A 23,450-nucleotide genomic window follows, 5' to 3' on the forward strand; every position below is an offset into this window, starting at 1 on the left:
GGCGCCAAACGCGCCCGGAAGCCTAGTGATATTCGGCCCCGCTAAGGGCCGTGACAACATCCAATCGCGCGGTGAGTTCCAGCCATTCGGCTAATTGACCGCGTCAAGCCTTCAGCCCGGGCAGCGGTCAGCTTTCGGAAAAGTAACTCTGAAGCGTGCGGACCTCAAGGTCCCCGTCCCGATAGGCCCGGATCCCCCGTGCGGCCGCCACCGCACCCGAAAGAGTGGTGTAATATGGCACTTTATGCAAGAGGGCAGCCCGCCGCAGCGAACGGCTGTCGGCCAGCGCCTGCGGACCTTCGGTGGTATTGAAGACCAGCTGGACGTCGCCATTGGTGATGGCGTCGACGATGTGCGGCCGGCCTTCGAGCACCTTGTTCACCTTTTCCGTCGGCACGCCGTTGTCGCTGAGGTAGCGCTGCGTGCCCGAGGTAGCCATCACCTTGAAGCCGAGCGAGTGCAGCAGCCGCACCGCGTCCGCGATCCGCATCTTGTCGTCGCCACGCACAGAAACAAACACCGTGCCTTGCCGCGGCACGCGGGTGCCGCCGCCGAGCTGGCTCTTTGCGAATGCGACCTCGAAGGAGCGGTCGATGCCCATCACCTCGCCGGTCGAGCGCATCTCCGGTCCGAGCACGGTGTCGACGCCCGGGAAACGCGCGAACGGGAATACCGATTCCTTCACGCCGATATGGCCGAGCTTCTTCTTCTTCAGCTTGAAGTCGGCGAGCTTTTCGCCGGCCATGATCCGCGCCGCGATCTTGGCGACCGGCATGCCGATCACCTTGGCGACGAACGGCACGGTGCGGGACGCGCGCGGGTTGACCTCGAGCACGTAGATATCGCCGTCCTTGATGGCGTATTGCACGTTCATCAGGCCGACCACGTCGAGGCCGAGCGCGAGCTCGCGGGTCTGCCGCTCCAGCTCCTCGATGGTCTTGGCGTCGAGCGAATGCGGCGGCAGCGAGCACGCTGAATCGCCGGAGTGGATGCCGGCTTCCTCGATGTGCTCCATGATGCCGACGATGAAGGTGTCCTTGCCGTCGGACAGGCAGTCGACGTCGACTTCGGTCGCATCCGACAGATAGCGGTCGAACAGCAGCGGGTTCTTGCCGAGCACGGTGTTGATCTGCCCGGTCTTGTCGTTCGGGTAGCGCGCCTTGACGTCGGCGGGCACCAGCTCAGGCAGCGTTCCCAGCAGATAGTCGTTGAGCTGGGTCTCCTCGCGGATGATCTGCATCGCGCGGCCGCCGAGCACGTAGGACGGACGCACCACCAGCGGCAGGTCGAGATCGGCGGCCACCAGGCGGGCCTGCTCGACCGAATAGGCGATGCCGTTCTTCGGCTGCTTGAGGCGCAGCTTGTCGAGCACGCGCTTGAAGCGGTCGCGGTCCTCGGCGAGGTCGATCGCGTCAGGCGAGGTGCCGAGGATCGGCACTTCGGCGGCTTCCAGCGCCCGGGCAAGCTTCAGCGGGGTCTGGCCGCCGAACTGCACGATCACGCCGTGCAGCGTGCCGTTCTTGCGCTCGGTCGCGATGATCTCAAGCACGTCTTCACCGGTGAGCGGCTCGAAATAGAGCCGATTGGCGGTGTCGTAGTCGGTCGACACCGTTTCCGGATTGCAGTTGACCATGATGGTCTCGTAGCCGGCGTCCTCGAGCGCGAAGCAGGCGTGGCAGCAGCAATAGTCGAACTCGATGCCCTGGCCGATGCGGTTCGGCCCGCCGCCGAGAATGATCACCTTCTTACGGTCCGACGGCGCGCTCTCGTCGGCAAGCTCGCCCGCGAACGGCCGCTCATAGGTCGAATACATATAGGCGGTCGGCGAAGCGAACTCCGCCGCGCAGGTGTCGATGCGCTTGAACACCGGGCGCACCCCGAGCCCGTGGCGCTTGGCGGTGACGTCGGCTTCGGTGGTCTGCGTGAGCACGGCGAGCCGCGCATCGGAAAAGCCCATCGCCTTCAGCATCCGCATCGCGAACGCGTTCGCCGGCAGGCCGTTGCGGCGGACCTTGTCCTCCATCTCGACGATGGCGCGCATCTCCGCGAGGAACCAGGGGTCGATCTTGCAGGAGTTGAAGATCTCCTCGTCGGTCCAGCCGAGCCGCATCGCCTGCGCGACCTGCAGGATGCGGTTCGGCGTCGGCGTGCCCAGCGCTGCGCGGATCGCGTTCTTGTCGTCGCCGCGGCCGAGCCCCTCGATCTCGATTTCGTCGAGGCCGGTCAGCCCGGTCTCGAGCCCGCGCAGCGCCTTCTGCAGGCTTTCCTGGAAGGTGCGGCCGATCGCCATTACCTCGCCGACCGACTTCATCGATGTGGTCAGCGTGGAGGAGGCGCCGGGGAATTTCTCGAACGCAAAGCGCGGAATCTTTGTGACGACGTAATCGATGGTCGGCTCGAACGAGGCGGGGGTGGCGCCGCCGGTGATGTCGTTGGCGATTTCGTCGAGCGTGTAGCCGACTGCAAGCTTGGCCGCGACCTTGGCGATCGGGAAGCCGGTGGCTTTCGAAGCCAGCGCCGACGAGCGCGACACGCGCGGATTCATCTCGATCACGACCATCCGGCCGTCGACGGGGTTGATGCCGAATTGCACGTTGGAACCGCCGGTCTCGACCCCGATCTCGCGCAGCACCGCCAGCGAGGCGTCCCGCATCACCTGGTATTCCTTGTCGGTCAACGTCAGGGCCGGCGCGATGGTGATGGAATCACCGGTATGCACGCCCATCGGATCGAGATTCTCGATCGAGCAGATGATGATGCAATTGTCCTTTTTATCGCGCACCACCTCCATCTCGTACTCTTTCCAGCCGAGCACGCTTTCCTCGATCAGCACCTCGTTGGTCGGCGAGGCGTCGAGCCCGCGCTCGATGATGTCGAGGAACTCTTCCTTGTTGTAGGCAATGCCGCCGCCGGTGCCGCCCATCGTGAAAGAGGGCCGGATGATCGCGGGCAAACCGATCTCCGACAGTGCCATCAGCGCCTCGCCGAACGCGTGCTCCTGATACCGTTTGCGGCGATCGTTCTCGCCAAGCGTCCACTGTCGCTCGAGTTCTTCCAGCGCCTCGCCGGACAGTTTCTCCCGCTCGGCGTGGTATTTGTCGCGGTAGGACTTCTTCAGCGCCGAGGCATTGGCGAGCCGCGATTTTGGCGTCTCCAGCCCGATCTTGGTCATGGCCTCGCGGAACAGCTGGCGGTCCTCGGCCTTGTCGATGGCATCAGCGGTCGCGCCGATCATCTCGACGTCGAATTTTTCAAGCGTGCCCTGGCGCCGCAGGCTCAGCGCACAGTTCAATGCGGTCTGGCCGCCCATGGTCGGCAGCAGGGCGAAGCCGCCGGGAATGACGTGGCGTTCCTTTTCGATGATCTTGCCGACGATTTCGGGTGTGATCGGTTCGATATAGGTGGCGTCCGCCAGTTCCGGATCGGTCATGATGGTGGCCGGATTGGAATTGACGAGGACGACGCGGTAACCCTCCTCCTTCAGAGCCTTCACCGCCTGCGTGCCGGAATAGTCGAATTCGCAGGCCTGGCCGATCACGATGGGACCGGCGCCGATGATCAGGATGGTGGAGATGTCGGTTCTTTTGGGCATCAGCTCTCGCGGACTGGATTCTGGGCACAAAAAAAGGGCGCGCTGGTCGCGCGTCCCTCGGGCCGCGCGATCCCTCGCGCGCGGGTGATCTTTAGACCAGTTTCCGCACCTGCGAAACCCCCAAAAACGCCCAATCAACCGCGATTCTGGGGGAAATTCCTCATTGAAGGGAGGCCCATTGGGGAGGCTCGGGATGCGGGGAGGGCTTGCCGGGGCCCGGCTTCGCCCTGCGGGCTCGCTGCCCAGTCCGTCTACGCTTTCGCTAGGCTCAAGCTACGCCGGACACGCTTTGCCCCGCCGGTCCAGCGTGGCTGCGCCACGCGTAGCCCGTCAGGGCGAAGCGTGGAGGCCCGGCCTGGATTTGAACCAGGATAAACAGTGTTGCACCACTGCCGCGTCGACGCTTCCGCCACCGGGCCGAGTGGATCATTGCCGATTATTTCGGTACCGGCCACGTTTACCTTTGGTTAAGGTTAATATTTTGTGCAACCCTTGATCAGTGGTGCGCCACGAACGTCATTCGCCACGGATTGTGTCCGATGTTGCGCGGCGCGCGCGTTGCGCTGAACCCCGCAGCGCCGAGCTTCGCGATCATCTCGTCCTCGCGGTAGCGCTGCAGCCCGATCCTGGTGCGCAGCTGCCGGTAATCAGACAGTGCGGTTGAAGCCAGTCCGATCAAGGCATCGCGCAGGAAGCCGTGGGTTGCCGCAAAGCGCAGCAGCGCCACGACGTCCCTGGGCATGCCGACCTCAGGCCGCAGGATGTCGCCGAGCACGAAGCGCCCCGTCGGTTTCAGCAGGCGGTGGATCACGTCGAATGCGTTGTCGAGCTCCTGCGGCGTCATGTATTGCGCCACCGAGTTCATCACCACGAGGTCGATCGAATCCGCCTCCATGTTCTTCAGATCATCGAGCGAGCGAACGCGGATCCTGGTGTCGTGCGCGAAACGCGCGACCAGCCGCCCGCGGACGCCGGGCGCCGGCTCCGCCAGATACAGCCGGGCGCAGGCATTGGCGACCTTCGTGGCCGACAGCGCCTCGCCGCAGGCATAGTCCAGCACCACCGCGTCGGGTGAGGTGATGTAGCCGACGATGTCGTTTGCGATGACCTGGAAATGCAGGTCGCGGTGCAGTCGGCTTGCATAGATCGTATGCGTGGAATCGTAATAATCGATCCATTCATCCATCGCGTTTGGTATCCGGCAGAACGGGTTCCTGGCCCCAGGAACGGGTGGGCTGATGATGCGTTAGCGGTCCGGCGGCCAATGTTCAATGCGCCGAAATACGGGTTCCTAACAGGAAGGTCCAACGTGAGCAAAGCCAAGACTGACAAGATCTCCCCCGACCTCGACACGCCGAGCGACCTGCCGCAGGCTGCGGTGGACACGATCTCGGCCTCGCTCAATACGCTGCTGGCGGACGCCTTCGCGCTTTACCTCAAGACCAAGAATTTCCACTGGCACGTCAGCGGCCGGCATTTTCATGATTACCATCTGTTGCTGGACGAGCAGTCGGATGCGATCTTCGCCACCACCGACCAGCTCGCCGAGCGGGTGCGCAAGCTCGGCGGCGCGACGTTGAGGTCGATCGGCGACATCGCCAGGCACCAGACCGTCAAGGACAATGACGAGGATTATGTGCCGCCGCGCGAGATGCTGCGCGAGTTGATGGAGGACAACAAGCATATGGCGGCAGCGATGCGCAAGGCGCACAAGATCGCCGACGACCACGAGGATTCCGGCACCGCCGGCCTGCTCGAAACCTTCATCGACGAAACCGAGCGGCGCACCTGGTTCCTGTTCGAGGCCAGCCGCCAGGAAGGCAGCAACGCGGCGTAAGCTGCGCGCCCACACCCGCGAGGAAGCAATCCAGAGCTGTTTTGCTCCGGATTGCTTCGCTAAACTCGCCGTCTTGCCGCTCGGCAGCGGTCAGTGCGGTTGAAGCTTACTGAGCCGACAGACCCACCGTCGTCTGCGATCTCTCGATCGGCGGAGGATTCCACTTTCCGGTCAGCGCCTCCGATTTCGGACCGTAGAGGCGCATGGTCAGATTGAAGGCTCCTTTCGGCGCCGGAAGCCAGTTGGCTTCCTTGTCCGCGCCCGGACTCTCGTTCTGGAAGTAAAGTTCGAGCGAACCGTCCGGGTTGGATTTGAACGGCATCCAACTGCTGACCGCGAACCGGTTCAGCGGGTTGCCGACCTGGAATCCGTCCTGGTCGTAGAGCGTGATCGACCAGAAGGCATTGACCGGCGGGGTGGCGCCCTTCTCGAACGTGATCGTATACTTGTTGGCGCCGTCGAGCGGTTTGCCGGTACTGTCGGCGAGATTGAGCGGATAAATAGCGTCCTCCGGCAGGTTGGCGCCTAGCCCGACCTGCGCGACGATAGCACGCTTCAAGTAGTAGTTGCCGTAAACACCCATCGTGTCGGTGTTCATCGACCAGCCGTTAACAACGCGCGCCAGCGTCGGCACCTTCCACGCCATCAGCTTCTGCCCGTCCTGCGGCGCTGTCTCCAGTGCCCGTTGCAGGACCTGGTCGAGCTTGCTGATTTCAAAGCTCTTGCCGGGCTCGATGCCGATCTTCTTCATCTGCGCGATGATCGGCTCATCGGTGATGTGCGGCGGGTGAAGTTTGAGCAACTCGGCGGCCTGCGCGAAGTAGACGCCGGCCGACATTGTGTCGACCTGCAGCTTTGGCGCCGTCTTCATATCGACGCCGGGATCGATCCTGACCTCGATCGGCTTCGGCGTTTTGCCGAATTCGGAAAGAGGCGCGACCTTGTAACCGGCCTGGATCTTGTGGACCGCATCATAGTCCGGCGGGCCGTCCGTCTTGGTGCGGCCGATGACCCAGACGTAAGGCGTCGGCGCGTCGATGCGCTGGGTGTCCTTCGGAAGCTTGAACTCCTCCGCAAACCTGTCGCGCAGATCGGGCCGCCAGCCCGGGGCCGTCACCAGAAAAGTCCCCGCTTTGGTACCCGTGGTGCGCCAGCCGGGCGAGGCGAACACATCCGACCACATGTCCAGCATGGGCAGCAAATAGAAGCGTCCATCGGTATCGGGAACGGAGACGACAATCGGCTCCTTGGTCATGTCCAGCCATGAAACGGAATAGAGCGTATCGAAGTTGGACCGCACCACGCCCTTGAAATTCGCCGGTGGGTATTCGGGCACGTTGACGAAGGTGTTCATTGGGCCCTTGAAGCTGTCTTTGCCGGGCTCGACGTTGGTGAACTGCTTTCGCGTGATGTCCATCGTCAGGAGCGGGTAGAAGTAAATATAGGCGTCCACCGCGATCGCGTGCGCCTCCTGCTCGTTGATTGCCGGGGCCGTCTGGGCCAGCGCTGCAGGCGCGGCCGCGGTGCCGATGCAGAGAGACAATGTCAGCGTCAGAATTCCTCGAAACATATCGAATTCTCCTCTTCTGATGTCTGTTGTGGTTGCTTGTGGGAAGCGCGGAGCATCGGATGCCGTCAGGTGATGCGTATGACCTCCATTGCTCCTGCAAGAAATGCGGCAGTGGACGCGGAAGTCTGTAACTCCCGCAGATGAATCGCGTGTCTTAACGTGTCATCAGCGGCATAAATCGCCGCGGCGCATGCTGATTTAAATCAAGGTTCTTGGAAAAGTGATGCCAGCAGGCTTAACGTTGAAGAGGGCCTGCACTACCTCCACGCGTGGCACTCTAGCATGGCCAGGAAGCGGGAGCGAGTAGCGCTCAATATGGCGACAGGCCGAATGATCAGCGGCCCCGTTTCGGGAAACCGTTGAGCGCGCAAAAACGTCGCACGCATAAAGATTGGGCTATGCAATTCCGATTATCAATTTAAGTTGCCTGTATCCCGTCACCTTCTCCAAGGGGGAGAAGGGAAGAGCAGCCCGTTCGACAATCATCCTACTGCTTCCACAGCTGCAGCAGCGGCCCGCTCTTGCCCATCACCGGATCGGTCGCGGGGGTCGCCACCAGCGGGATCGTCTTCAGCGCCTTGGCGTGGTTCTCCGGCGTCGGCCGCTGCAGATCCATCGGCGGGCCCGGCGGGTAGGCGCCGACGACGCTGAAATCGTCGCTCGCCGCCAGGCATTGATGTCCGGTGCCGGCCGGCAGGATGGCGACGTCGCCGGCGGCGATCTCCAGCGCTCGCCCGTGCGCGCCGCCGAATTGCACGCGCGCGCTGCCGCGGGCGACGCCCAGCACCTCGTGCACGGTGGCGTGGTAATGCGCGAAGTCGTAGACGCCGTTGCGCCACATCGCGCCCCAGCCATTGCCGCCGAACAGCTGCTCGATCGTGGCCTCGGGATTCTTGCGGACGTCGATCGCGCCTTTGTAGACCAGGAACGGCATCGGATTGTTTGGCACCAGGCCGTCGTCCTGAAAGACAAAGGTCAGGGGTTCGGCATCGGGCCTGACGACCGACATGGTGGCTCTCCGTGGTTTTGAGGGCAGTGGTCTCCGGACAAACCAAGCCGTCGGTCCGGAAACCGTTCCCGCTAAATCTTGAACTTCAGGACCTCGTCCTTGAATCTGAGCCCGTGCCCGGGCCGTTCCGGCGCCGTGATCATGCCATTGGCAACCTCCGGCGGATCAACCCAGAGGTCGTCGATCAGCGCCATGTTCTCGCACCAGATGCCGTTCGGAATCGAGGCCAGCAGGTGCACATTGAGTTCGGGAAACAGATGCGGCGCGATGGTGATGCCGAAGGTGTCCGCGAGCGCTGCGATCTTGCGCAGGTCCGTCATGCCGCCGCGCATCGGGTCGGGTTGCAGGATCGGCAGGCAAGGATTGAGAAAGAACGGCCGCAGATCGTAGCGCGTGAAATGGGTCTCGCCACCGACGACGCGCATGTCGAGTGCCGCCGCGATACGCTGATAGCCGGCGAAATCGTCCGCCGGCACCGGCTCCTCGAGCCAGTAGATATCGTACTTCTCGAACTTGCGTCCCATCTCGATGGCGACATCGGCGCTCCAGCCCATGTTGACATCGATCATGATGTCGATGTCGGGCCCGAGCGCCTCACGCATGCGGCGCACATTGTCGAGGTCTTGCGCGGGCGTGTGAACATGCGCGACCTGCATCTTGATCGCCTTGTAGCCCTGCTTCACGAAATGCAGCGCCTTCTCGATCATGCCGTCGCCGCCGGCGCCGCGGAAGCAGCCGGAGCCGTAGATCGGGATTTCGGAGCGATAATGCCCCCACAGCCGGTGCAGCGGCAGGCCGGCGCGCTTCCCCACCGCGTCCCACAGCGCGATGTCGAGCGCCGACATCGCCATCGCGGCGATGCCGCCGCGGCCATAGGTCATCGTCGCCGTCCACAGATCGCGCCAGATCGCCTCGATCGCGGTGGCGTCCTTGCCCTTCACGCGCGGGATGATGCACTCGTCCAGACAGGCCGCAATCGACTTCATCGCCGGGCGGAACACGAACAGATAGCCCATGCCGGTGATGCCGCCCGCGGTCTCGACCTCGCAGATCAGAATGTCGCGCGTCTCACCCAGCGCTGCGCCCTTCAGCCAGCGATCATCGGCCCAGGGGAGCCGCAGCATCGTGACACGGATGTCGCGGATGGTCATGTCTGAACTGGCTGACATCATCGGGCGTTTCCCTTTTCTGGCCGGATCAGGTTTGCCTGATCTCGGAGACGGAAACTCAATCACAGAACGCCGGCGCCAATCCAGCGCTGTTCGTCATGCCTCCAATGCGCCAAGACCTTACGGCAAGACGCGATTGCCTTCAGCTATTTTTGGGAAGTTCGAACACCAGGCAGGTTGTCGTGGCATGCGCGATCAGCTTGCCCCTGTCGTCGGTGATGCGCGCTTCAGCCGTTGCGACGCGACGGCCGGCATTAAGCACCTGGCCCTCGGTGCGGATCGTCCCGGTGTCCTGGCTCATGCCGCGGACAAAGGAGATCTTGAACTCCAGCGTGGTGTAGCCAAAACCCTTCGGCAGCGTGCTCTGCACCGCGAGCCCCATCGCGGAATCCAGCAGGATCGCGGCGTAGCCGCCATGCACCGAGCCGATCGGGTTGTAGTGGCGCAGGCCCGGCACGCTGTGGATCACGACATGGCCGGTCTCGGCGGTGCAGTCGAACGGCTCGACGTTCTCCATGATCGGCGGCTCCGGCAGGGTGCGGGCGAAGATGCCGCGCACGAAGTCGAGCCCGGACATCGACGCCATCACCTCCAGCGAGGAGACGCCGTATTCCGGCTTCGGGGCGGCGCTGTCGGTCATGTGGCATTTCCCGTGATTTGATCGTGGTTGGTCATAAACAACGCGCCATCCTGCCAAGGCGCTAAGCAACATAGCACGTCGTCATGGCCGGGCTCGTCCCGGCCATCCACGTCTTGGGCGCCAAAAACGTAGATGCCCGGGACAAGCCCGGGCATGACGATCTTGGAGATGGCCTGCAGAGTACCTTACGCCGCGCGCTTGTTCTGCCGCATCAGATCGGCAAACCGCTGGAACAGATAGTGCGAGTCGCGCGGGCCTGGGGAGGCCTCGGGGTGGTACTGCACCGAGAACACCGGCTTGCCCTCGAGCGCGATGCCGCAATTGGAGCCATCGAACAGCGAGATATGGGTTTGGGTCGCGCCAGCAGGCAGCGTCGCCTGGTCCACCGCAAAGCCGTGGTTCATCGAGGTGATCTCGACCTTGCCGGTGGTCTCGTCCTTGACCGGGTGGTTGGCGCCATGATGGCCCTGATGCATCTTCATGGTCTTGGCGCCGACGGCGAGGCCGAGCATCTGATGGCCGAGGCAGATGCCGAAGGTAGGTGTGCCCGAATTGATCACTTTCTGGATCACCGGCACCGCATATTTGCCGGTCGCGGCCGGATCGCCGGGGCCGTTCGACAGGAACACGCCGTCCGGCTTCATCGCCAGGATGTCCTCGGCTGTGGTCGTCGCCGGCACCACGGTCACCTTGCAGCCGACGCCGGCGAGCAGGCGCAGGATGTTGCGCTTGATGCCGTAGTCGATCGCGACCACGTTGAATTCCGGCGCGGTCTGCTGGCCGAAGCCCTTGCCCCATACCCAGGGAGTCTCATCCCAGGTGAAGCGCTGGCCGGAGGTGACCATCGGCACCAGGTCCATGCCCTCGAGGCCGGGCCATTCGCGGGCCTCTTCCTTCAGGCCGTGCAGGTCGAACTCGCCGGTCCTGGCATGCGCGATCACGGCATTGGGCATGCCCTTGGAGCGGATCAGCGCGGTCAGCGCGCGGGTGTCGATGCCGGAGAGGCCGATGATGCCGCGGGCCTTCAACCACTGGTCGAGGTGGCGGGTGGCGCGGTAGTTTGAAGGATCCGTGATCGCCGAGCGCAGGATCACGCCGCGCGCGCCGGGCGTCGCGGCCATGTTCACCGTCTCGATGTCTTCCTCGTTGGTACCGACATTGCCGATATGCGGGAAGGTGAAGGTGATGATCTGGCCGGCATAGGACGGATCGGTGAGGATCTCCTCATAGCCGGTCATCGCGGTGTTGAAGCAGACTTCGCCAACGGCGTGGCCTTCCGCGCCGAGGCCAAAACCTTCCAGCACGGTGCCATCGGCGAGCACAAGGAGCGCGGTCGGTTTATGGTCCGGCCAGGCGGGAGCGTTTTCAGGGGTTGTCATGAGCCCTTTAAATAGTCGCCGCACCCTGCGGCGTCAAAGCGAAACGGCGCGGATTCACACGGCAATCCCGGTCGATTTGACAGGCCGGAACGGCCTTTTAATCTAAAGTTCCCTGAAGCGGCCGTTTGCTTGCCGAAAATGACCCGGACCGGAGCCCCGCATGGACAACACGATGCCGATCCTGCTCGTCCCGGGCCTCATCTGCTCGCCGCGGATTTTTGCCCCTGTCATCCCGGGCTGTGGCGGTTCGGGCCGGTCACGGTCGCTAACCACGTCAGGGACGACAATATGGGGGCGATCGCCCGCCGCATCCTGGCCGAGGCGCCGCCGCGCTTCGCACTCGCCGGGCACTCGATGGGCGGCTACATCGCCTTCGAGATCATGCGGCAGGCGCCGGAGCGGGTGGCGAAACTGGCGCTGATGAGCACCCAGGCGCGCGCCGACACGCCGGAAGCGACCGCCCGCCGCCGTGGCATGATCGAGCGCGCGAGAGGCGGCCAATACCGGAGCGTGGTCGACGAGCTCTACCCGGGCTTCGTGCATCCGTCGCGGCAGGGCGACGCAAGCCTGCGCCAGATTGTAAATGACATGAGCGAGGACGTCGGCGCCGAGGCCTTCATCCGCCAGCAAAACGCAGTGCTCGGCCGGCCGGATTCGCGGCCGAGCATGGCCTGGATCAAGTGCCCGACCCTGGTGCTGACATCGGACACCGACAACACCGTTCCGAACGCACTGTCGGACGAGATGGCCAACGGGATTCCCGGGGCCAGGCTCGTCGTGCTCGCCAATTGTGGTCACCTGGTGCAGCTGGAGCAGCCGCAGGCCTGCGCTGATGCGCTGGTCGAATGGTTGCGCAACTAGGTTGTTCGGCAGCTGCAAACTGCCTACATGAGGGAATTGCCAGTTTAAGGACACCAGGATGCTGCGCGACGACATCAATACTGCGGTCAAGGAAGCGATGAAGGCAAAGGACGAGCGCAAGCTCTCCACGCTGCGCATGGTCAATTCGACCATCAAGAACGCCGATATCGACGCGCGCGGGCAGGGCAAGCCGCCGCTTGCGGACGCCGACCTGCTCGGCCTGTTGCAGAAGATGATCAAGCAGCGCCAGGAGTCGGTCGAGCTCTACGACAAGGGCGGCCGCGCCGAGCTCGCCGCCCAGGAGCGCGAGGAGATCGCGGTGATCTCCGCCTATCTGCCGAAGCAGATGTCCGACGACGACGTGAAGGCCGCGATCTCGGCCATCATCGCCGAGACCGGTGCCGTCGGGATCAAGGACATGGGCAAGGTGATCGGGGCGCTGAAGGCGAAGTATGCCGGCCAGATGGATTTCGGCAAGGCCAGCGGCCTGGTGAAGGCGGCGCTTGCGGGATAGCGGCGGAGGCTTCCGATGTTTCGTGTCGCCGCGGACAGTCTGGAGGCCTACCTCGCCTTTGATCCCGCCCGGACCGCGGATTTCGAACAACTGCATGCGGTGATACGAAAGGCCGCGCCTTCGCTGAAGCGGCACTTTCATGCGGGCTCGCCGGCCGGCGAGGCCGGCATGCGCATGTGCATGATCGGCTACGGCCAGTTTCGCTATGCGATCAAATCCGGCAAGACGGCAACGTGGCCCGTGATCGGGGTGGCGCTGCAGAAGAACTATATCAGCGTCTATGTCGCGCTGACCCGTGGCGGCAAGCCGCTGGTGTCCTGCTACGCCGGCCAGCTCGGCGCATTGCGGACAGGCGGCAACAATTTCAGCTTTGAGGCGTTTGTTGATCTGAAGGCGCCTGCCGTTGCGGCGCTGTTCACCGAGGCCGCCGACATCTTCAAGGCGGATAAGGAGAACCCGGTCCGCTATATGCAGGGAAGCTGATATCAGTTTGCCGAAAAGGGGCGGGGCCCCGTGAAAGCGGCGCCATCGGGGTGAAGTTCTGGATAAACTGGAGATAGGCCATGGCCGATCAGCAAGCCCCTTCCGGTCCAGATTTGACACAAGGCGTGGCACTCTCCGAATTCCCGGGCACGATGTTGCTCGGCCATGTCGGCGACGAGGACGTGCTGCTGGTGCGCTCGGGGGCGGATATCTTCGCCATCGATGCTCATTGCAGCCATTACCACGGCCCGCTCGCCGAAGGCCTGGTGGAGGGCGAGACCGTCCATTGCCCCTGGCATCACGCCTGTTTTGATGTTCGCACCGGTGAAGCGACCGCCGCGCCCGCCCTCAACGCGCTCGCCGTCTGGAAGGTCGAGCGAGAGGGCGATCGCATCATCGTGCGCGAGAAGCGCGAGCAGCCGAAGCCCCGCGTCAAGGGTCCGGTCGATGCGCCCGGCAGGATCGTGATTGTCGGCGGAGGCGCGGCAGGCTTTGCCGCTGCCGAGATGCTGCGACGGCAGGATTATCGCGGCAGCATCGTCATGCTGAGCGGCGAGGCCGCGCCGCCGGTGGATCGGCCGAACCTGTCAAAGGACTTCCTCGCGGGCAGCGCGCCGGAAGACTGGCTGCCGCTGAAGCCGGACAATTTCTATGTTGACGCGGCCATCGATCTGAAACTCAGGACCGAGGTCAAGTCGATCGACGCCGGCCGCCGCAATGTCGTGCTCGCCGGCGGCGAAGCGCTGCCGTATGATCGGCTGCTGCTGGCGACCGGCGCGGAGCCCGTACGGCTGCCGATCCCGGGCGCGGACCAGCCCCACATTCATGTGTTGCGCACCGTCGACGATTGCCGGGCGATCATCGCCTCGGCCAGCGGAGCACGCCGCGCGGTTGTGATCGGTGCAAGCTTCATCGGGCTCGAGGTTGCGGCCTCGTTGCGCGCGAGGGAGATCGAGGTTCACGTGGTCGGGCTGGAACAGCGGCCGATGGAGCGCGTGCTCGGGCCTGACATGGGCGATTTCGTCCGCGCGCTGCACGAAGAACATGGCGTCGTATTCCACCTCGGTGACACCGTGACCGCGATCGACGGCAACCGCGCCCGCCTGAAGAGCGGGCCCGTGCTTGATGCCGATCTCGTCGTGGTCGGTGTCGGCGTGAAGCCGCGGCTGGCGCTGGCGGAAGGGGCTGGGCTCGCAATCGATCGCGGCGTGAACGTGGACGCCTATCTCGAGACCAGTGTTTCCGGCATCTACGCGGCCGGCGATATCGCGCGCTGGCCCGATCGGCACAGCGGCGAGAATATCCGGGTCGAGCACTGGGTGGTGGCTGAGCGCCAGGGCCAGACCGCCGCGCGGAATATGCTTGGGCACCGCGAGGTCTTCGACGCGGTGCCGTTCTTCTGGAGCCAGCATTACGACGTGCCGATCAACTATGTCGGCCACGCCGAACAGTGGGACGAGATCGCGGTGGACGGCAGCATTGGCGGGAGGGATTGCGTGCTCCGCTACAAGCGCGGCGGGCGCGTGCTCGCGGTCGCGTCGATCTATCGCGACCTCGATAGCCTCAAGGCCGAGGTCGCAATGGAGCGGGCGGCAGCTTGACGGCTTTCTCCTCAAGGAGGGTTTGTGGTCTGACGGCAATGGTCTAATCTGCCGCCATGCTTCAGGAAGCCAAAACCTACGACGAGCTCTATCGCAACTTCCGCTGGGAAGTCCCCGTGCGCTTCAACATGGCGACCGCCTGCTGCGATCGTCATGCCGACGGCACCGGGCGGCTCGCGCTGATCTATGTCGACGAGGATGGCGGCACCGTGCGCACCTCGTTCGACGAGGTCGCGGACGCCTCGCGCCGCTTCGCCAATGTGCTTGATGCCGACGGCCTCGTGCGTGGCGACCGCGTTGCGGTGTTCCTGTCGCAATCGCTCGAATTGCCCATCGCGCATCTCGCGGCATTCCGCGCGGGGATGATCTCGATCCCGTTGTTCGCGCTGTTCGGCGAGGACGCGCTCGAGTTCCGGCTGGCGAACTCGGCCGCCAAGGCGATCATCACCGATGAGGCCGTGGCAGAAGGTCGCAAAGATCTGCGATCGCCTGCCCGAGCTGAAGAGCGTCTACATCGTCGGCGAAAAGATTCCGGCGGGCACAAAATCTTTCTGGGGCGCGATCAGATCGGCATCTCCCGAGTTTGCCACCGTCGACACATCGGCCGACGACCCCGCACTGATCATCTACACCTCGGGCACCACGGGCAATCCGAAGGGCGCGCTGCATGCGCATCGCGTCGTGCTCGGTCATCTGCCCAATGTCGAGATGTGCCACAACTTCCTCCCCAAGCCGGGTGACCTGATGTGGACGCCGGCCGACTGGGCCTGGATCGGCGGCCTGATCAACGGCCTGTTCGCGTTCTGGTACCACGGCATCCCGATGGTCGGTCACCGCGCCCGCAAGTTCGAGCCGCAGGCTGCGATGCAGATGATGGCCGAGCTCGGCATCCGCAACGTGTTCCTGCCGCCGACCGCGCTGAAGCTGATGCGGCAGGCCGATGTCAAAAACTCGGGCGTCAAGCTGCGCAGCATCTTCACCGGCGGCGAGTCGCTTGGCGGCGAATTGCTTGGCTGGGTGCGCGACACCTTCGGCATCGATGCCCACGAGGTGTTCGGGCAGACCGAATGCAATCTCGTGATCGGCAGCAACTCCAATTTGTTTCCGATCCGCCCGGGCTCGATGGGCCGCGCCACGCCCGGCTTCGACGTCCGCATCGTCAACGACAAGGGCGAGGAATTGCCGCGCGGACAGCGCGGCATCATCGGCGTGCGCCAGCCATGCCCCTGCACCATGATCGAGTACTGGCGCAATCCGGAGGCGACGCGTAAGAAATATGCCGGCGAATTCCTTTTGACCGGCGATCTCGGCATGCAGGATGAGGACGGCTATTTCTGGTACGTCAGCCGCGAGGACGACGTCATCACCACAGCTGGCTATCGCGTCGGCCCGTCCGAGATCGAGCACACGCTGATGAAGCATCCGGCGGTTGCGATGTCTGCAGTGGTCGGCATCCCCGATCCGATCCGCACCGAGTCGATCAAGGCCTGGATCGTGCTTCGCCCGGGCTACGCGCCGAGCGACGCACTGGCGCGCGAGATCCAGGAGTTCGTCAAGATCCAGCTCGCCGCCCACGAATATCCGCGCTTCGTGCAGTTCGCCGACAGCCTGCCGATGACGGCGACAGGAAAAGTCCTGCGAAGGGAATTGCGGGCGCTGGGCTAAGTTCGGTTCGGGGGACCAATGAAGAAAGCCGCCACGCGCGCCGCGGGCCTGCATCGCGCCTCGCTCAGCAAGGTCCACGATTTGGACGCCGCGCTGGAGCTGATGTATTACGGCTGGCGCGGGATGACGCTGTCGGCCGACCAGTATCTTGCCACGCTCGGCCTGTCGCGCCCGCACCACCGCATTCTCTACGTCGTTGCGCGACAACCCGACATCTCGATCGGCGCGCTGATCGACGTTCTCGGTATTTCCAAGCAGGCCTTGAACCGGCCGCTCGGCCTGTTGCTGCAGCGTGAGCTCATGACATCGAAACGGTCGCCCGAGCAGCATCGCTCCAAATTGCTGCGCCTGACGCCGGCCGGACAACGCATCGAGCAGCGCGCATCGGGCTACGAGCGCAAGGTGATGCGCGAGGCGTTCGACCGTGTCGGCCAGTCCGGCGCCGCCGCCTGGATGGCCGTGATGGAGGCCATCGCCGACAGCAACTGATCCGTTTCTTACGTCAACTTAGTTGACGTTAAGAACTCTCCGTGCCACTCTTCCGCCAGAAGCAGCGGGGGAGGGCGGGAGCGTGGGCGAACAGGCAATGGATCGGGCAGCCGCCGGACGCTTTGTCGCGGCGTGGTGCGCCAACTGGTGCAAGGTCGATATCGACGCCGTGGTCGCGCATTTCGCTGAGAACGCCGAGATGCGCAGCCCCCTGGCACTTAAATTGACGGATTCCCCCGTGGTTTCCGGTGCGGAGAACATCCGCGCCTACTGGCGCCAAGCTTATGGAAGCATCGAAAGCGCAGACCTCAAAATCCTGAACTGGAGCTGGGACGACACCATCGCGCGCCTGACGGTGTGGTGGCAACTGGGCGACACGCGCGCCAGCGAGTTCATGGACTTCGACGATGCCGGCCGTGTGGTGCGCAGCGAAGCGTTCTACGGAAAATAGCCATGCGATTTGCGGATTTCGTCCTGCTTCTCAACGCACTCTGGTTCGGCGGCGCATTCATCCAGTTCAGCATTGCCCAGGGCAATACGCTGAAGATCCTGGTGCCGCGGCAGGAGCGTGCAAATCCGATCGCGCCAACCCTGTCGGCCAGCGTTGCGTTCCTGGGCGGGATCAATCTGCCGATCGGGCTGCTGTCGCTGTATCTCCTCGCGGCGAGGCCGCCGTTCTTCCAGGCCGGCGAGGCGCAGCTCGCGCTGTTCCTGTTCTTCGCCGCATGTCACTTCAGCCAGTTCGCCTACAACCTTCCAGTCCTGATGCGCGGCGGACGCGTCGGGGTGGCATATTGGCCCGTGTTGACCGGCCCGATGCTCAGGATCTTCGTCATCGATGCGACGCTGTTCGTGGCCAATCTTGTTGTCGCTTTCTTGCTCGTCTAGCCACTCACGCGCGCCATTGCGGGCATTGAGATAACTTCCTCCACCGTCGTCCCGGGCAAGCGAAGCGCGACCCGGGACCCATAACCACAGGGTGAAGTTGTTACGCAACGCCGTGGCTCCAGCGAGCTCTAACCGCTTAGCCCGTCTTATTCGTCAGAGTGCGCCTGAGAGGCTGGCGAGCGTGGTGTAAAGCGCTGATGCGGCGTAGGATTCGGTTGCAAAGCCAACCCCATCACCTCAACCGCGAACGCCAGGCCCGCCATGACCGATGATACGATTCTGCCCTTCTCGTTTCCAGCCGTTCACGCCAAGAAAGTCACAGCTGCCTTCGATGGCGGTCGGCTGACCTCGAACGGGGGCGTGATGCTTCTGGCGATGGCCGAGCGGCGTCTCGGCTTGGCCGACAATTTGGCCCGGGTGTTCCCGGATCGGCGCGATCCGACGCGGGTCGTGCACAGCCTTGTCGATATGTTCCGCGCGCGCATGTTCGCGATCTGCTGCGGCTACGAGGACGCCGACGACCTCGATCATCTGCGGTCCGATCCCGCATTCAAGCTGGCCTGCGGACGGCTGCCGGACACGGGTCGCGATCTGTGTTCCCAACCGACGCTGTCGCGGCTGGAGAATGCTCCGCGCCTGCGCGACGTGATCCGACTGACCTACACTTTGGTCGACGCATGGATGGATAGCTACCCGCGCGAGCCGGCATCCGTCACGCTCGACATCGATGATACCTGCGATGTCGTCCACGGCCATCAGCAGCTCTCGCTGTTCAACGCTCATTATGACGAACGCTGCTTCCTGCCGATCCACGTCTACGACACGGAGAAGAGCCGGCCCGTGGCGGTCGTGTTGCGGCCCGGCAAGACGCCGGGCGGCGTCGAGGTGCGTGCCCATCTGCGCCGCCTGATACGGCATATCCGGACGCGGTGGCACAACACGCGAATCACGTTCCGTGGCGACGGGCACTATGCCCGGCCGGAGGCAATGGCGTGGTGCGAGACCAACGGCATCGACTACATCTTCGGTCTGTCCGGCACCAAGCCGCTCGCCAGAAAACTCGACGAGGCCGCCGACGACATCCGCACGCGACGCGCCATCGAGAACCTGCCGGTTCTGCGTGGCTATACCGAGACGCGCCACAAGGCCAAGTCCTGGGATCGCGAACGGCGTACCGTCGCCCGTATTGAGGCGACGATGCTCGGCCTCGACATCCGTTTCGTCGTCACCAGCCTCGATGTCGGCTCGGCCGAGTGGATCTACGACAGCCTGTATTGCGCGCGCGGCCAAGCCGAGAATCTGATCAAGCTGCATAAGACACAGCTCGCCTCCGATCGCACCAGCTGCCGTTCGGCGCTCGCCAATCAAGTCCGCCTCGTTCTCCACACCGCCGCTTATTGGCTGATGCTGACCGTGCGCGACGCGATTCCCAAAGCCCGGGAATTGGCCACAGCCGAGTTCGCGACGCTGCGTCTTCGTCTCTTGAAACTCGCTGCCCGTGTCGTCGAGACCACGAGCCGCATTCGCCTTGCGTTTGCCGCGGCATGTCCCGAAGCCGACCTGATCCGCGGCTTGCCAGGCGCGCTGCTGCCTCTCGGTCCTTGACCGGCGGGGCGTCCGCCCCCCGTTCGCCCAACCTACACCTCAAGCGCGTTGCAAAGTACGGGTCGGTCAGGCGGTGAAAAGCCGAAGGCAATCCCGCGCGCCTCGTCAGAGCAGATGTGCGGCCACATCAATCGGACTAAAAAAAGCACTCTCACGAATAGGACGGGTTAGAGCGGTGGTCATGGGTCCCGGCTTTCGCCGGGACGACGGCGGAGTATGTTCACGGCAGCGCGATTCCCAATTCCTTCAGCGCGGCCATCATGCGTTGCGGGGGCTGCATCGGGATCACCATGGCCTTGCCGGTTTCCAGCAGGCTCTTCAGGCTGGAGAGGATCGCCGGCCAGCCGGTGCGGCCGCCTTCGAGGATGTCGTCGCTGATCGGGCGGTCATGCGATTGCAGCAAGGTCAGCTTCACGCCGTCGCCGGCTGGCTCGATCTCGTAGGTGACGAGTGTCGGCCCGAGCTTTTCGACGAGCTGCGGCCAGTTGACGTTGAAGGTGACGGTCAGCCGCTTCAGCGGATCGCATTCGATCACTTCGCCCGAGATATGCAGCGCGCCGTGAGGCGTGCGCACGATGTAGGCGCCGCCGACCCGCAGATCGACCTCGACCGCGTGGCCGGAGAAATATTGCCGGCTGAACTCGGCCTGGGTGAGTGCCTGCCACACCTTCTCGGGCGTGGCGGCGATGTAAATCGCATAGACGATCGCCGGCTTGAATTTTTCGACGTTCATGTCCGCACGTGTCCTTCGATAGATTCTCATGGTCACTCGAAGCCCTCGATCCCGAGCGCCTCCGGCGGAATCGGCGACACCTTGCCGGTCTCGAGCAGGCTCTTGAGCCCGGACAGGATCGCAGGCCAACCCTTGGAGATAGCGCCGAGCAGTTTGCTGCCGGCGGAGAAGCCTTCGTGGGTTACGGCCAACTTCACGAGATCGCCGAACGGCTGCAGGATGAAGACGACTTTCGTCGCCGGCTCGTCGCGCATGCCGTCGAACATCTCGTGCTTGAACGTATAAGACAGCCGCCGCGGCCGGTCCGCCTCGAGGATCTTGCCGGTGTCGGTGATCTTGCCGCTCATCACCAATGGGAACGGCGAGCCAACCTTCCAATCGGATCGGACCTCGGTGTCGAACCAGTATTGCCTGGTGAACGCGCTGTCGGTCAGCGCATCCCAGAGCTTGTCCGGCGTGGTCTCGATATAGGTGACGTAAACGAATTCGGGCCTGCTCATTGCGCTTGCTCCGTCGTTGCCTCGTTCTCATACCAGGGCGCATGCAGCATCCGGCCGCACTCGACGTAGCTCTTCAGGCTCGACAGGATCAGCGGCCAACCGAGGCTGATCTTTTCGAGCGCCACGCTGCCGGGTTCGAAGCGGTCGTGGATCACCGTGAGCCTGACTTGATCTCTCTGGCGTTCCAGCTCGAAGGTAACCCGTGAAGCCTTGCCGCCGTCGGAGCCGTCATGGGCAAGGAACGAATAGGACAGCCGCCTCGGCGGATCGTATTCGAGCACCTCGCCGGTGATTTCCTTGTTGTGTCGGGGCATCCGGATCGCGAATGGCGAGCCGATCTTCCAGTCCGAGACGACGGAGCTGCCGTGCCAGTACTGTTCCGACATTTTGGCGTCGGTCAGCGCGGCGAACACCTGCTCCGGTGTTGAGGCGATATAGATGGTGTAGACGAATTCCGGCTTACTCATCACGCTTCTCCAACTGTCTTTTCAATTCGCTCAGCGCGGCAAGTTTCCCGCGCTCGAACTTCCTGATCCACCGCTCGCCGATCTGATGGATCGGAACCGGGTTGAGGTAATGCAGCTTCTCGCGGCCATGCCTGATCGTGGTGACGAGGTTGGCCTCCTCGAGAATCACAAGGTGCTTGGTCACGGCCTGACGCGTCATGTCGAGGCCGTCGCAGAGCTCGCCGAGCGTCTGCCCGTTCTGATCGTGAAGCCGGTCAAGCAGCGTCCGCCGTGAGGCATCCGCGAGGGCTTTGAAGACTTCATCCATGGGTCGGATAATACGCAACCAAATGGTTGCATGTCAAGAGCGTGTGTTTGGGCGGTCATTTCGCCGTGCTATCGTCACTGACAGCCAACGCAGATTGGCAGGGAATACGAGGTGGTGCGCATGGGTGGTCGCGTTACGGCAGTTTGCTGCACGTTTGTTCTTGTCCTGCTCGCAAATGCTGCGGGCGCCCAGCAGCCGAAGATCGGCGACCCGCCCGAAGCCTCCAATATGAGGCTGGTTGGAACCAGTGACCTGCAGGCGCGCAGCGCCTATCAGCCGACCATTCATCATCAGGGCGACAGGTGGATCGCCTATATCGGCCATCACGGCGGCACCGACGACATTCCCGATCCGGTCAATCCGATGACCGGCAAGGCCGAACGTACGCATACGACGGAGGCCGCCTGATTGACGCATGCGCGCGGGCACGGCGAGGTCTATGATGGCATTGGGTGAAGGGTGAAGGTCAGGCGGCCTGCTGATTGGCTGGCTTGTCGGCCTGGCGCAGGAGCTTCCATTCCCAGGGCAAGAGCTCGTGCAGACGCGATGCGGGATGATCGGTGATACGGGCCAGGACGTCGGCGAGCCAGGCCTTGGGATCGACGTCGTTGAGGCGACAGGTCGTGATCATCGTCAGCATGATGGCGGCACGGTCGGCGCCGCGCTGGCTGCCGGCGAAGGTCCAGTTGCGCCTTCCCAAGGCGATGCCTCTCAATGCGCGCTCAGCGCAATTGTTGGTCAAGCAGATCCTGCCGTCGTCGAGGAAGCGGGCGAAGCCGTCCCAGCGCCTGAGCATGTAGTTAATCGGCTTCAGGACCTCGGAGGAACGCGAGAGGGTTTCGCGCTCGCGGAGCAGCCAGGCATGCATGTCCTCGAGAAGTGACTTACTCTGTTCCTGGCGAGCGGCACGCCGCTCGCCGGCACCGCGGCCGTTGATGGCGCGCTCGATCTCGAACAACGTATCGAGGCGTCTGACAGCCTCCAGCGCGATCGGGGAGACCGGTTTGCCTTTCTTGCCTTCCCGAGCATTTTTCTCGATATCAGCCAGCTCGAAGAAGCCCCGCCGCGCATGGGCCACGCAAAACGCCGGCGTAATCGGCAGCGCCTTCTTCTGCGGGTCGAACAGCGGCTCGAAGCCGCTGTAGCAATCCGCCTGCAAGATGCCGGCGAAGGCGGCCAGATGTCTCTGTGGATGCTCGCCTCGTCGGTCGCTCGAGGCGTAATAGACCGCTGCCGGCGGCGCAGGCCCGGCGAACGGCCGGTCATCCCGCACATAAGTCCAGATCCGCCCGGTCGTGCACTTGCCCTTCGCCAGAATACGGATGGTGGTGTCGTCGCCATGAAGGCGCTCGGCAGCGAGCACGTGGCGTTCGATCAAGTGGAAGAGCGGCATGACGGCGAAGGTCCCGTGGCCGACCTGGTCGGCCAGCGTCGACAACGGCAGGTCGATCCCCTCGGCCTTAAAGCGCGCACTCTGGCGGTTGAGCGGGATATGCATGCCGAACTTGTCGAACAGGATCGTCGCCAGCAATTGTGGGCCGATGAAGCCGCGCGGCGTGGCATGGAACGGCGCGGGCGGCTGGCTGATCTTCTCGCAATCGCGGCAGGTGAACTTCTCGCGTACCGTCTCGATCAGCTTGAAGCGGCGCGGGATCTCCTCCAGCGTCTTGGTCACATCCTCACCGATCTTCGCCAGCCGCGATCCACCGCAGCAGGCGCAGGTCGTTGGAGTCTCAATGACGACGCGCTCGCGTTCGATATCGTCAGGCCATGGCTTGCGCACCGGCCGCTTGCGCATGAAGGGGCGGACGTTCTGCGTCTTCGCCGCTGCGGCCTGTGCGGCAAGCTCATCCTCGCTCGCCGTGGTGACGAGTTCTTCGAGCTCCAACTCCAACTGCTCGAGCAGCCGTGCCGAGCGCTCGGATCGCTGCCCGTGCAGTTCGCGCTTCAGCTTCTCGATGCGCAACTCGAGATGAGCGATCAGCGCCTCGGTATCCGACAGTTTCGCCTGCGCATTCGCGGCTTGCGCCTGCCAGTTGGCGGCCTTCGCCTCGGCTTTCTGTCGCGCCTCACGCTCGGCCTGCAGCGCCGCCAGGGCACTGACAAGGTCCGATGGAAGATCATCCGGCTTCGATATCATG

At 63.6% G+C, this 23,450-nt stretch carries 21 protein-coding genes, 1 tRNA gene and 2 pseudogenes; 11 read left to right on the plus strand and 13 right to left on the minus strand.

Annotation, left to right across the window (positions count from 1 at the left end):
• Positions 1–127 precede the first annotated feature (127 nt).
• The 3 genes from carB to HAP54_RS21610 form a co-directional block, all read right to left on the minus strand.
• Positions 128–3,592, minus strand: coding sequence for a carbamoyl-phosphate synthase large subunit (gene carB, locus HAP54_RS21600; protein ID WP_166303693.1), 3,465 nt, complete (start codon positions 3,590–3,592; stop codon positions 128–130).
• Positions 3,593–3,935: 343 nt separating this feature from the next.
• Positions 3,936–4,011, minus strand: a tRNA-OTHER gene (locus tag HAP54_RS21605).
• A gap of 77 nt (positions 4,012–4,088) precedes the next feature.
• Positions 4,089–4,778, minus strand: coding sequence for a class I SAM-dependent methyltransferase (locus HAP54_RS21610; protein ID WP_166303696.1), 690 nt, complete (start codon positions 4,776–4,778; stop codon positions 4,089–4,091).
• 123 nt (positions 4,779–4,901) lie between these two features.
• On the opposite strand from HAP54_RS21610, the gene HAP54_RS21615 reads away from it, so the two are divergent.
• Complete coding sequence (locus HAP54_RS21615) at positions 4,902–5,429, plus strand: Dps family protein (protein WP_166303699.1); 528 nt, start codon at positions 4,902–4,904, stop codon at positions 5,427–5,429.
• Between the two features lie 106 nt (positions 5,430–5,535).
• Here HAP54_RS21615 and HAP54_RS21620 read toward each other — a convergent pair whose 3' ends face one another.
• From HAP54_RS21620 to carA, 5 genes are all read right to left on the minus strand, one after another.
• Positions 5,536–6,999, minus strand: coding sequence for a DUF1254 domain-containing protein (locus tag HAP54_RS21620; RefSeq protein ID WP_166303702.1), 1,464 nt, complete (start codon positions 6,997–6,999; stop codon positions 5,536–5,538).
• Between the two features lie 487 nt (positions 7,000–7,486).
• A complete protein-coding gene (locus HAP54_RS21625) occupies positions 7,487–8,008 on the minus strand; it encodes a cupin domain-containing protein (protein ID WP_166303705.1) in 522 nt (173 codons plus the stop codon).
• Between the two features lie 71 nt (positions 8,009–8,079).
• The gene (locus tag HAP54_RS21630) at positions 8,080–9,159 is read right to left on the minus strand and encodes a mandelate racemase/muconate lactonizing enzyme family protein (protein WP_166303708.1); all 1,080 of its coding nucleotides are present in this window, start codon (positions 9,157–9,159) and stop codon (positions 8,080–8,082) included.
• A 160-nt stretch (positions 9,160–9,319) separates the two neighbouring features.
• Complete coding sequence (locus tag HAP54_RS21635) at positions 9,320–9,817, minus strand: PaaI family thioesterase (protein WP_166303711.1); 498 nt, start codon at positions 9,815–9,817, stop codon at positions 9,320–9,322.
• A gap of 185 nt (positions 9,818–10,002) precedes the next feature.
• Positions 10,003–11,196 carry a glutamine-hydrolyzing carbamoyl-phosphate synthase small subunit gene (gene carA / locus HAP54_RS21640; protein ID WP_166303714.1) on the minus strand — a complete coding sequence of 398 codons (1,194 nt, stop codon included), beginning with the start codon at positions 11,194–11,196 and terminating at the stop codon, positions 10,003–10,005.
• 160 nt (positions 11,197–11,356) lie between these two features.
• On the opposite strand from carA, the pseudogene HAP54_RS21645 reads away from it, so the two are divergent.
• The 9 genes and pseudogenes from HAP54_RS21645 to HAP54_RS21685 all read left to right on the plus strand — a co-directional run bounded on the left by HAP54_RS21645 (position 11,357) and on the right by HAP54_RS21685 (position 19,302).
• Positions 11,357–12,057, plus strand: a pseudogene (locus tag HAP54_RS21645) (alpha/beta fold hydrolase).
• A 58-nt stretch (positions 12,058–12,115) separates the two neighbouring features.
• On the plus strand, positions 12,116–12,571 hold the full coding sequence (locus HAP54_RS21650; RefSeq protein WP_166303717.1) for a GatB/YqeY domain-containing protein: 456 nt from the start codon (positions 12,116–12,118) through the stop codon (positions 12,569–12,571).
• 15 nt (positions 12,572–12,586) lie between these two features.
• Positions 12,587–13,054, plus strand: a complete 468-nt coding sequence (locus HAP54_RS21655) for a hypothetical protein (RefSeq protein ID WP_166303720.1) — start codon at positions 12,587–12,589, stop codon at positions 13,052–13,054.
• 80 nt (positions 13,055–13,134) lie between these two features.
• A complete protein-coding gene (locus HAP54_RS21660; protein ID WP_166303723.1) occupies positions 13,135–14,655 on the plus strand; it encodes an FAD-dependent oxidoreductase in 1,521 nt (506 codons plus the stop codon).
• Positions 14,656–14,711: 56 nt separating this feature from the next.
• Positions 14,712–16,320: pseudogene (locus tag HAP54_RS21665) on the plus strand (acyl-CoA synthetase).
• A gap of 18 nt (positions 16,321–16,338) precedes the next feature.
• Complete coding sequence (locus HAP54_RS21670) at positions 16,339–16,809, plus strand: MarR family winged helix-turn-helix transcriptional regulator (protein ID WP_166303726.1); 471 nt, start codon at positions 16,339–16,341, stop codon at positions 16,807–16,809.
• Positions 16,810–16,906: 97 nt separating this feature from the next.
• Entirely contained in the window at positions 16,907–17,260 is a 354-nt protein-coding gene (locus HAP54_RS21675; protein ID WP_166308228.1) for a nuclear transport factor 2 family protein, read from the plus strand.
• 2 nt (positions 17,261–17,262) lie between these two features.
• A complete protein-coding gene (locus tag HAP54_RS21680; protein WP_166303729.1) occupies positions 17,263–17,697 on the plus strand; it encodes a hypothetical protein in 435 nt (144 codons plus the stop codon).
• Between the two features lie 261 nt (positions 17,698–17,958).
• Positions 17,959–19,302 carry an IS1380-like element ISBdi2 family transposase gene (locus HAP54_RS21685; protein WP_166204320.1) on the plus strand — a complete coding sequence of 448 codons (1,344 nt, stop codon included), beginning with the start codon at positions 17,959–17,961 and terminating at the stop codon, positions 19,300–19,302.
• A 220-nt stretch (positions 19,303–19,522) separates the two neighbouring features.
• On the opposite strand, the gene HAP54_RS21690 is transcribed toward HAP54_RS21685, so the two are convergent.
• The 4 genes from HAP54_RS21690 to HAP54_RS21705 are packed head-to-tail and all read right to left on the minus strand — an operon-like array spanning position 19,523 to position 21,309.
• Positions 19,523–20,035 (minus strand): SRPBCC family protein, encoded by a 513-nt coding sequence (locus HAP54_RS21690; RefSeq protein WP_166303732.1) that lies wholly within the window; start codon positions 20,033–20,035, stop codon positions 19,523–19,525.
• 32 nt (positions 20,036–20,067) lie between these two features.
• Positions 20,068–20,535, minus strand: a complete 468-nt coding sequence (locus HAP54_RS21695; RefSeq protein ID WP_166303735.1) for an SRPBCC family protein — start codon at positions 20,533–20,535, stop codon at positions 20,068–20,070.
• The gene (locus HAP54_RS21700; protein ID WP_166303738.1) at positions 20,532–21,002 is read right to left on the minus strand and encodes an SRPBCC family protein; all 471 of its coding nucleotides are present in this window, start codon (positions 21,000–21,002) and stop codon (positions 20,532–20,534) included. Before HAP54_RS21700 ends, HAP54_RS21695 begins: the two co-directional genes overlap by 4 nt.
• Complete coding sequence (locus HAP54_RS21705; RefSeq protein ID WP_028333124.1) at positions 20,995–21,309, minus strand: ArsR/SmtB family transcription factor; 315 nt, start codon at positions 21,307–21,309, stop codon at positions 20,995–20,997. Before HAP54_RS21705 ends, HAP54_RS21700 begins: the two co-directional genes overlap by 8 nt.
• A 111-nt stretch (positions 21,310–21,420) precedes the next feature.
• Between HAP54_RS21705 and HAP54_RS21710 the strand changes: the two genes are divergently transcribed.
• A complete protein-coding gene (locus tag HAP54_RS21710) occupies positions 21,421–21,717 on the plus strand; it encodes a hypothetical protein (protein WP_414646211.1) in 297 nt (98 codons plus the stop codon).
• Positions 21,718–21,775: 58 nt separating this feature from the next.
• Here the strand turns inward: HAP54_RS21710 and tnpC are convergent, their stop codons facing one another.
• Entirely contained in the window at positions 21,776–23,449 is a 1,674-nt protein-coding gene (gene tnpC / locus HAP54_RS21715; protein WP_166303741.1) for an IS66 family transposase, read from the minus strand.
• Position 23,450 lies beyond the last annotated feature (1 nt).

This window comes from Bradyrhizobium sp. 2S1, assembly GCF_011516625.5.
Classification (GTDB): Bacteria; Pseudomonadota; Alphaproteobacteria; order Rhizobiales; family Xanthobacteraceae; genus Bradyrhizobium; species Bradyrhizobium septentrionale.

What these genes read in the sequence shown, in the direction of transcription:
- carB (WP_166303693.1), bottom strand. Translation starts at nt 3,592, where the DNA reads ATGCCCAAAAGAACCGACATCTCCACCATCCTGATCATCGGCGCCGGT.
- HAP54_RS21610 (WP_166303696.1), bottom strand. Translation starts at nt 4,778, where the DNA reads ATGGATGAATGGATCGATTATTACGATTCCACGCATACGATCTATGCA.
- HAP54_RS21620 (WP_166303702.1), bottom strand. Translation starts at nt 6,999, where the DNA reads ATGTTTCGAGGAATTCTGACGCTGACATTGTCTCTCTGCATCGGCACC.
- HAP54_RS21625 (WP_166303705.1), bottom strand. Translation starts at nt 8,008, where the DNA reads ATGTCGGTCGTCAGGCCCGATGCCGAACCCCTGACCTTTGTCTTTCAG.
- HAP54_RS21630 (WP_166303708.1), bottom strand. Translation starts at nt 9,159, where the DNA reads ATGACCATCCGCGACATCCGTGTCACGATGCTGCGGCTCCCCTGGGCC.
- HAP54_RS21635 (WP_166303711.1), bottom strand. Translation starts at nt 9,817, where the DNA reads ATGACCGACAGCGCCGCCCCGAAGCCGGAATACGGCGTCTCCTCGCTG.
- carA (WP_166303714.1), bottom strand. Translation starts at nt 11,196, where the DNA reads ATGACAACCCCTGAAAACGCTCCCGCCTGGCCGGACCATAAACCGACC.
- HAP54_RS21650 (WP_166303717.1), top strand. Translation starts at nt 12,116, where the DNA reads ATGCTGCGCGACGACATCAATACTGCGGTCAAGGAAGCGATGAAGGCA.
- HAP54_RS21655 (WP_166303720.1), top strand. Translation starts at nt 12,587, where the DNA reads ATGTTTCGTGTCGCCGCGGACAGTCTGGAGGCCTACCTCGCCTTTGAT.
- HAP54_RS21660 (WP_166303723.1), top strand. Translation starts at nt 13,135, where the DNA reads ATGGCCGATCAGCAAGCCCCTTCCGGTCCAGATTTGACACAAGGCGTG.
- HAP54_RS21670 (WP_166303726.1), top strand. Translation starts at nt 16,339, where the DNA reads ATGAAGAAAGCCGCCACGCGCGCCGCGGGCCTGCATCGCGCCTCGCTC.
- HAP54_RS21675 (WP_166308228.1), top strand. Translation starts at nt 16,907, where the DNA reads ATGGATCGGGCAGCCGCCGGACGCTTTGTCGCGGCGTGGTGCGCCAAC.
- HAP54_RS21680 (WP_166303729.1), top strand. Translation starts at nt 17,263, where the DNA reads ATGCGATTTGCGGATTTCGTCCTGCTTCTCAACGCACTCTGGTTCGGC.
- HAP54_RS21685 (WP_166204320.1), top strand. Translation starts at nt 17,959, where the DNA reads ATGACCGATGATACGATTCTGCCCTTCTCGTTTCCAGCCGTTCACGCC.
- HAP54_RS21690 (WP_166303732.1), bottom strand. Translation starts at nt 20,035, where the DNA reads ATGAACGTCGAAAAATTCAAGCCGGCGATCGTCTATGCGATTTACATC.
- HAP54_RS21695 (WP_166303735.1), bottom strand. Translation starts at nt 20,535, where the DNA reads ATGAGCAGGCCCGAATTCGTTTACGTCACCTATATCGAGACCACGCCG.
- HAP54_RS21700 (WP_166303738.1), bottom strand. Translation starts at nt 21,002, where the DNA reads ATGAGTAAGCCGGAATTCGTCTACACCATCTATATCGCCTCAACACCG.
- HAP54_RS21705 (WP_028333124.1), bottom strand. Translation starts at nt 21,309, where the DNA reads ATGGATGAAGTCTTCAAAGCCCTCGCGGATGCCTCACGGCGGACGCTG.
- tnpC (WP_166303741.1), bottom strand. Translation starts at nt 23,449, where the DNA reads ATGATATCGAAGCCGGATGATCTTCCATCGGACCTTGTCAGTGCCCTG.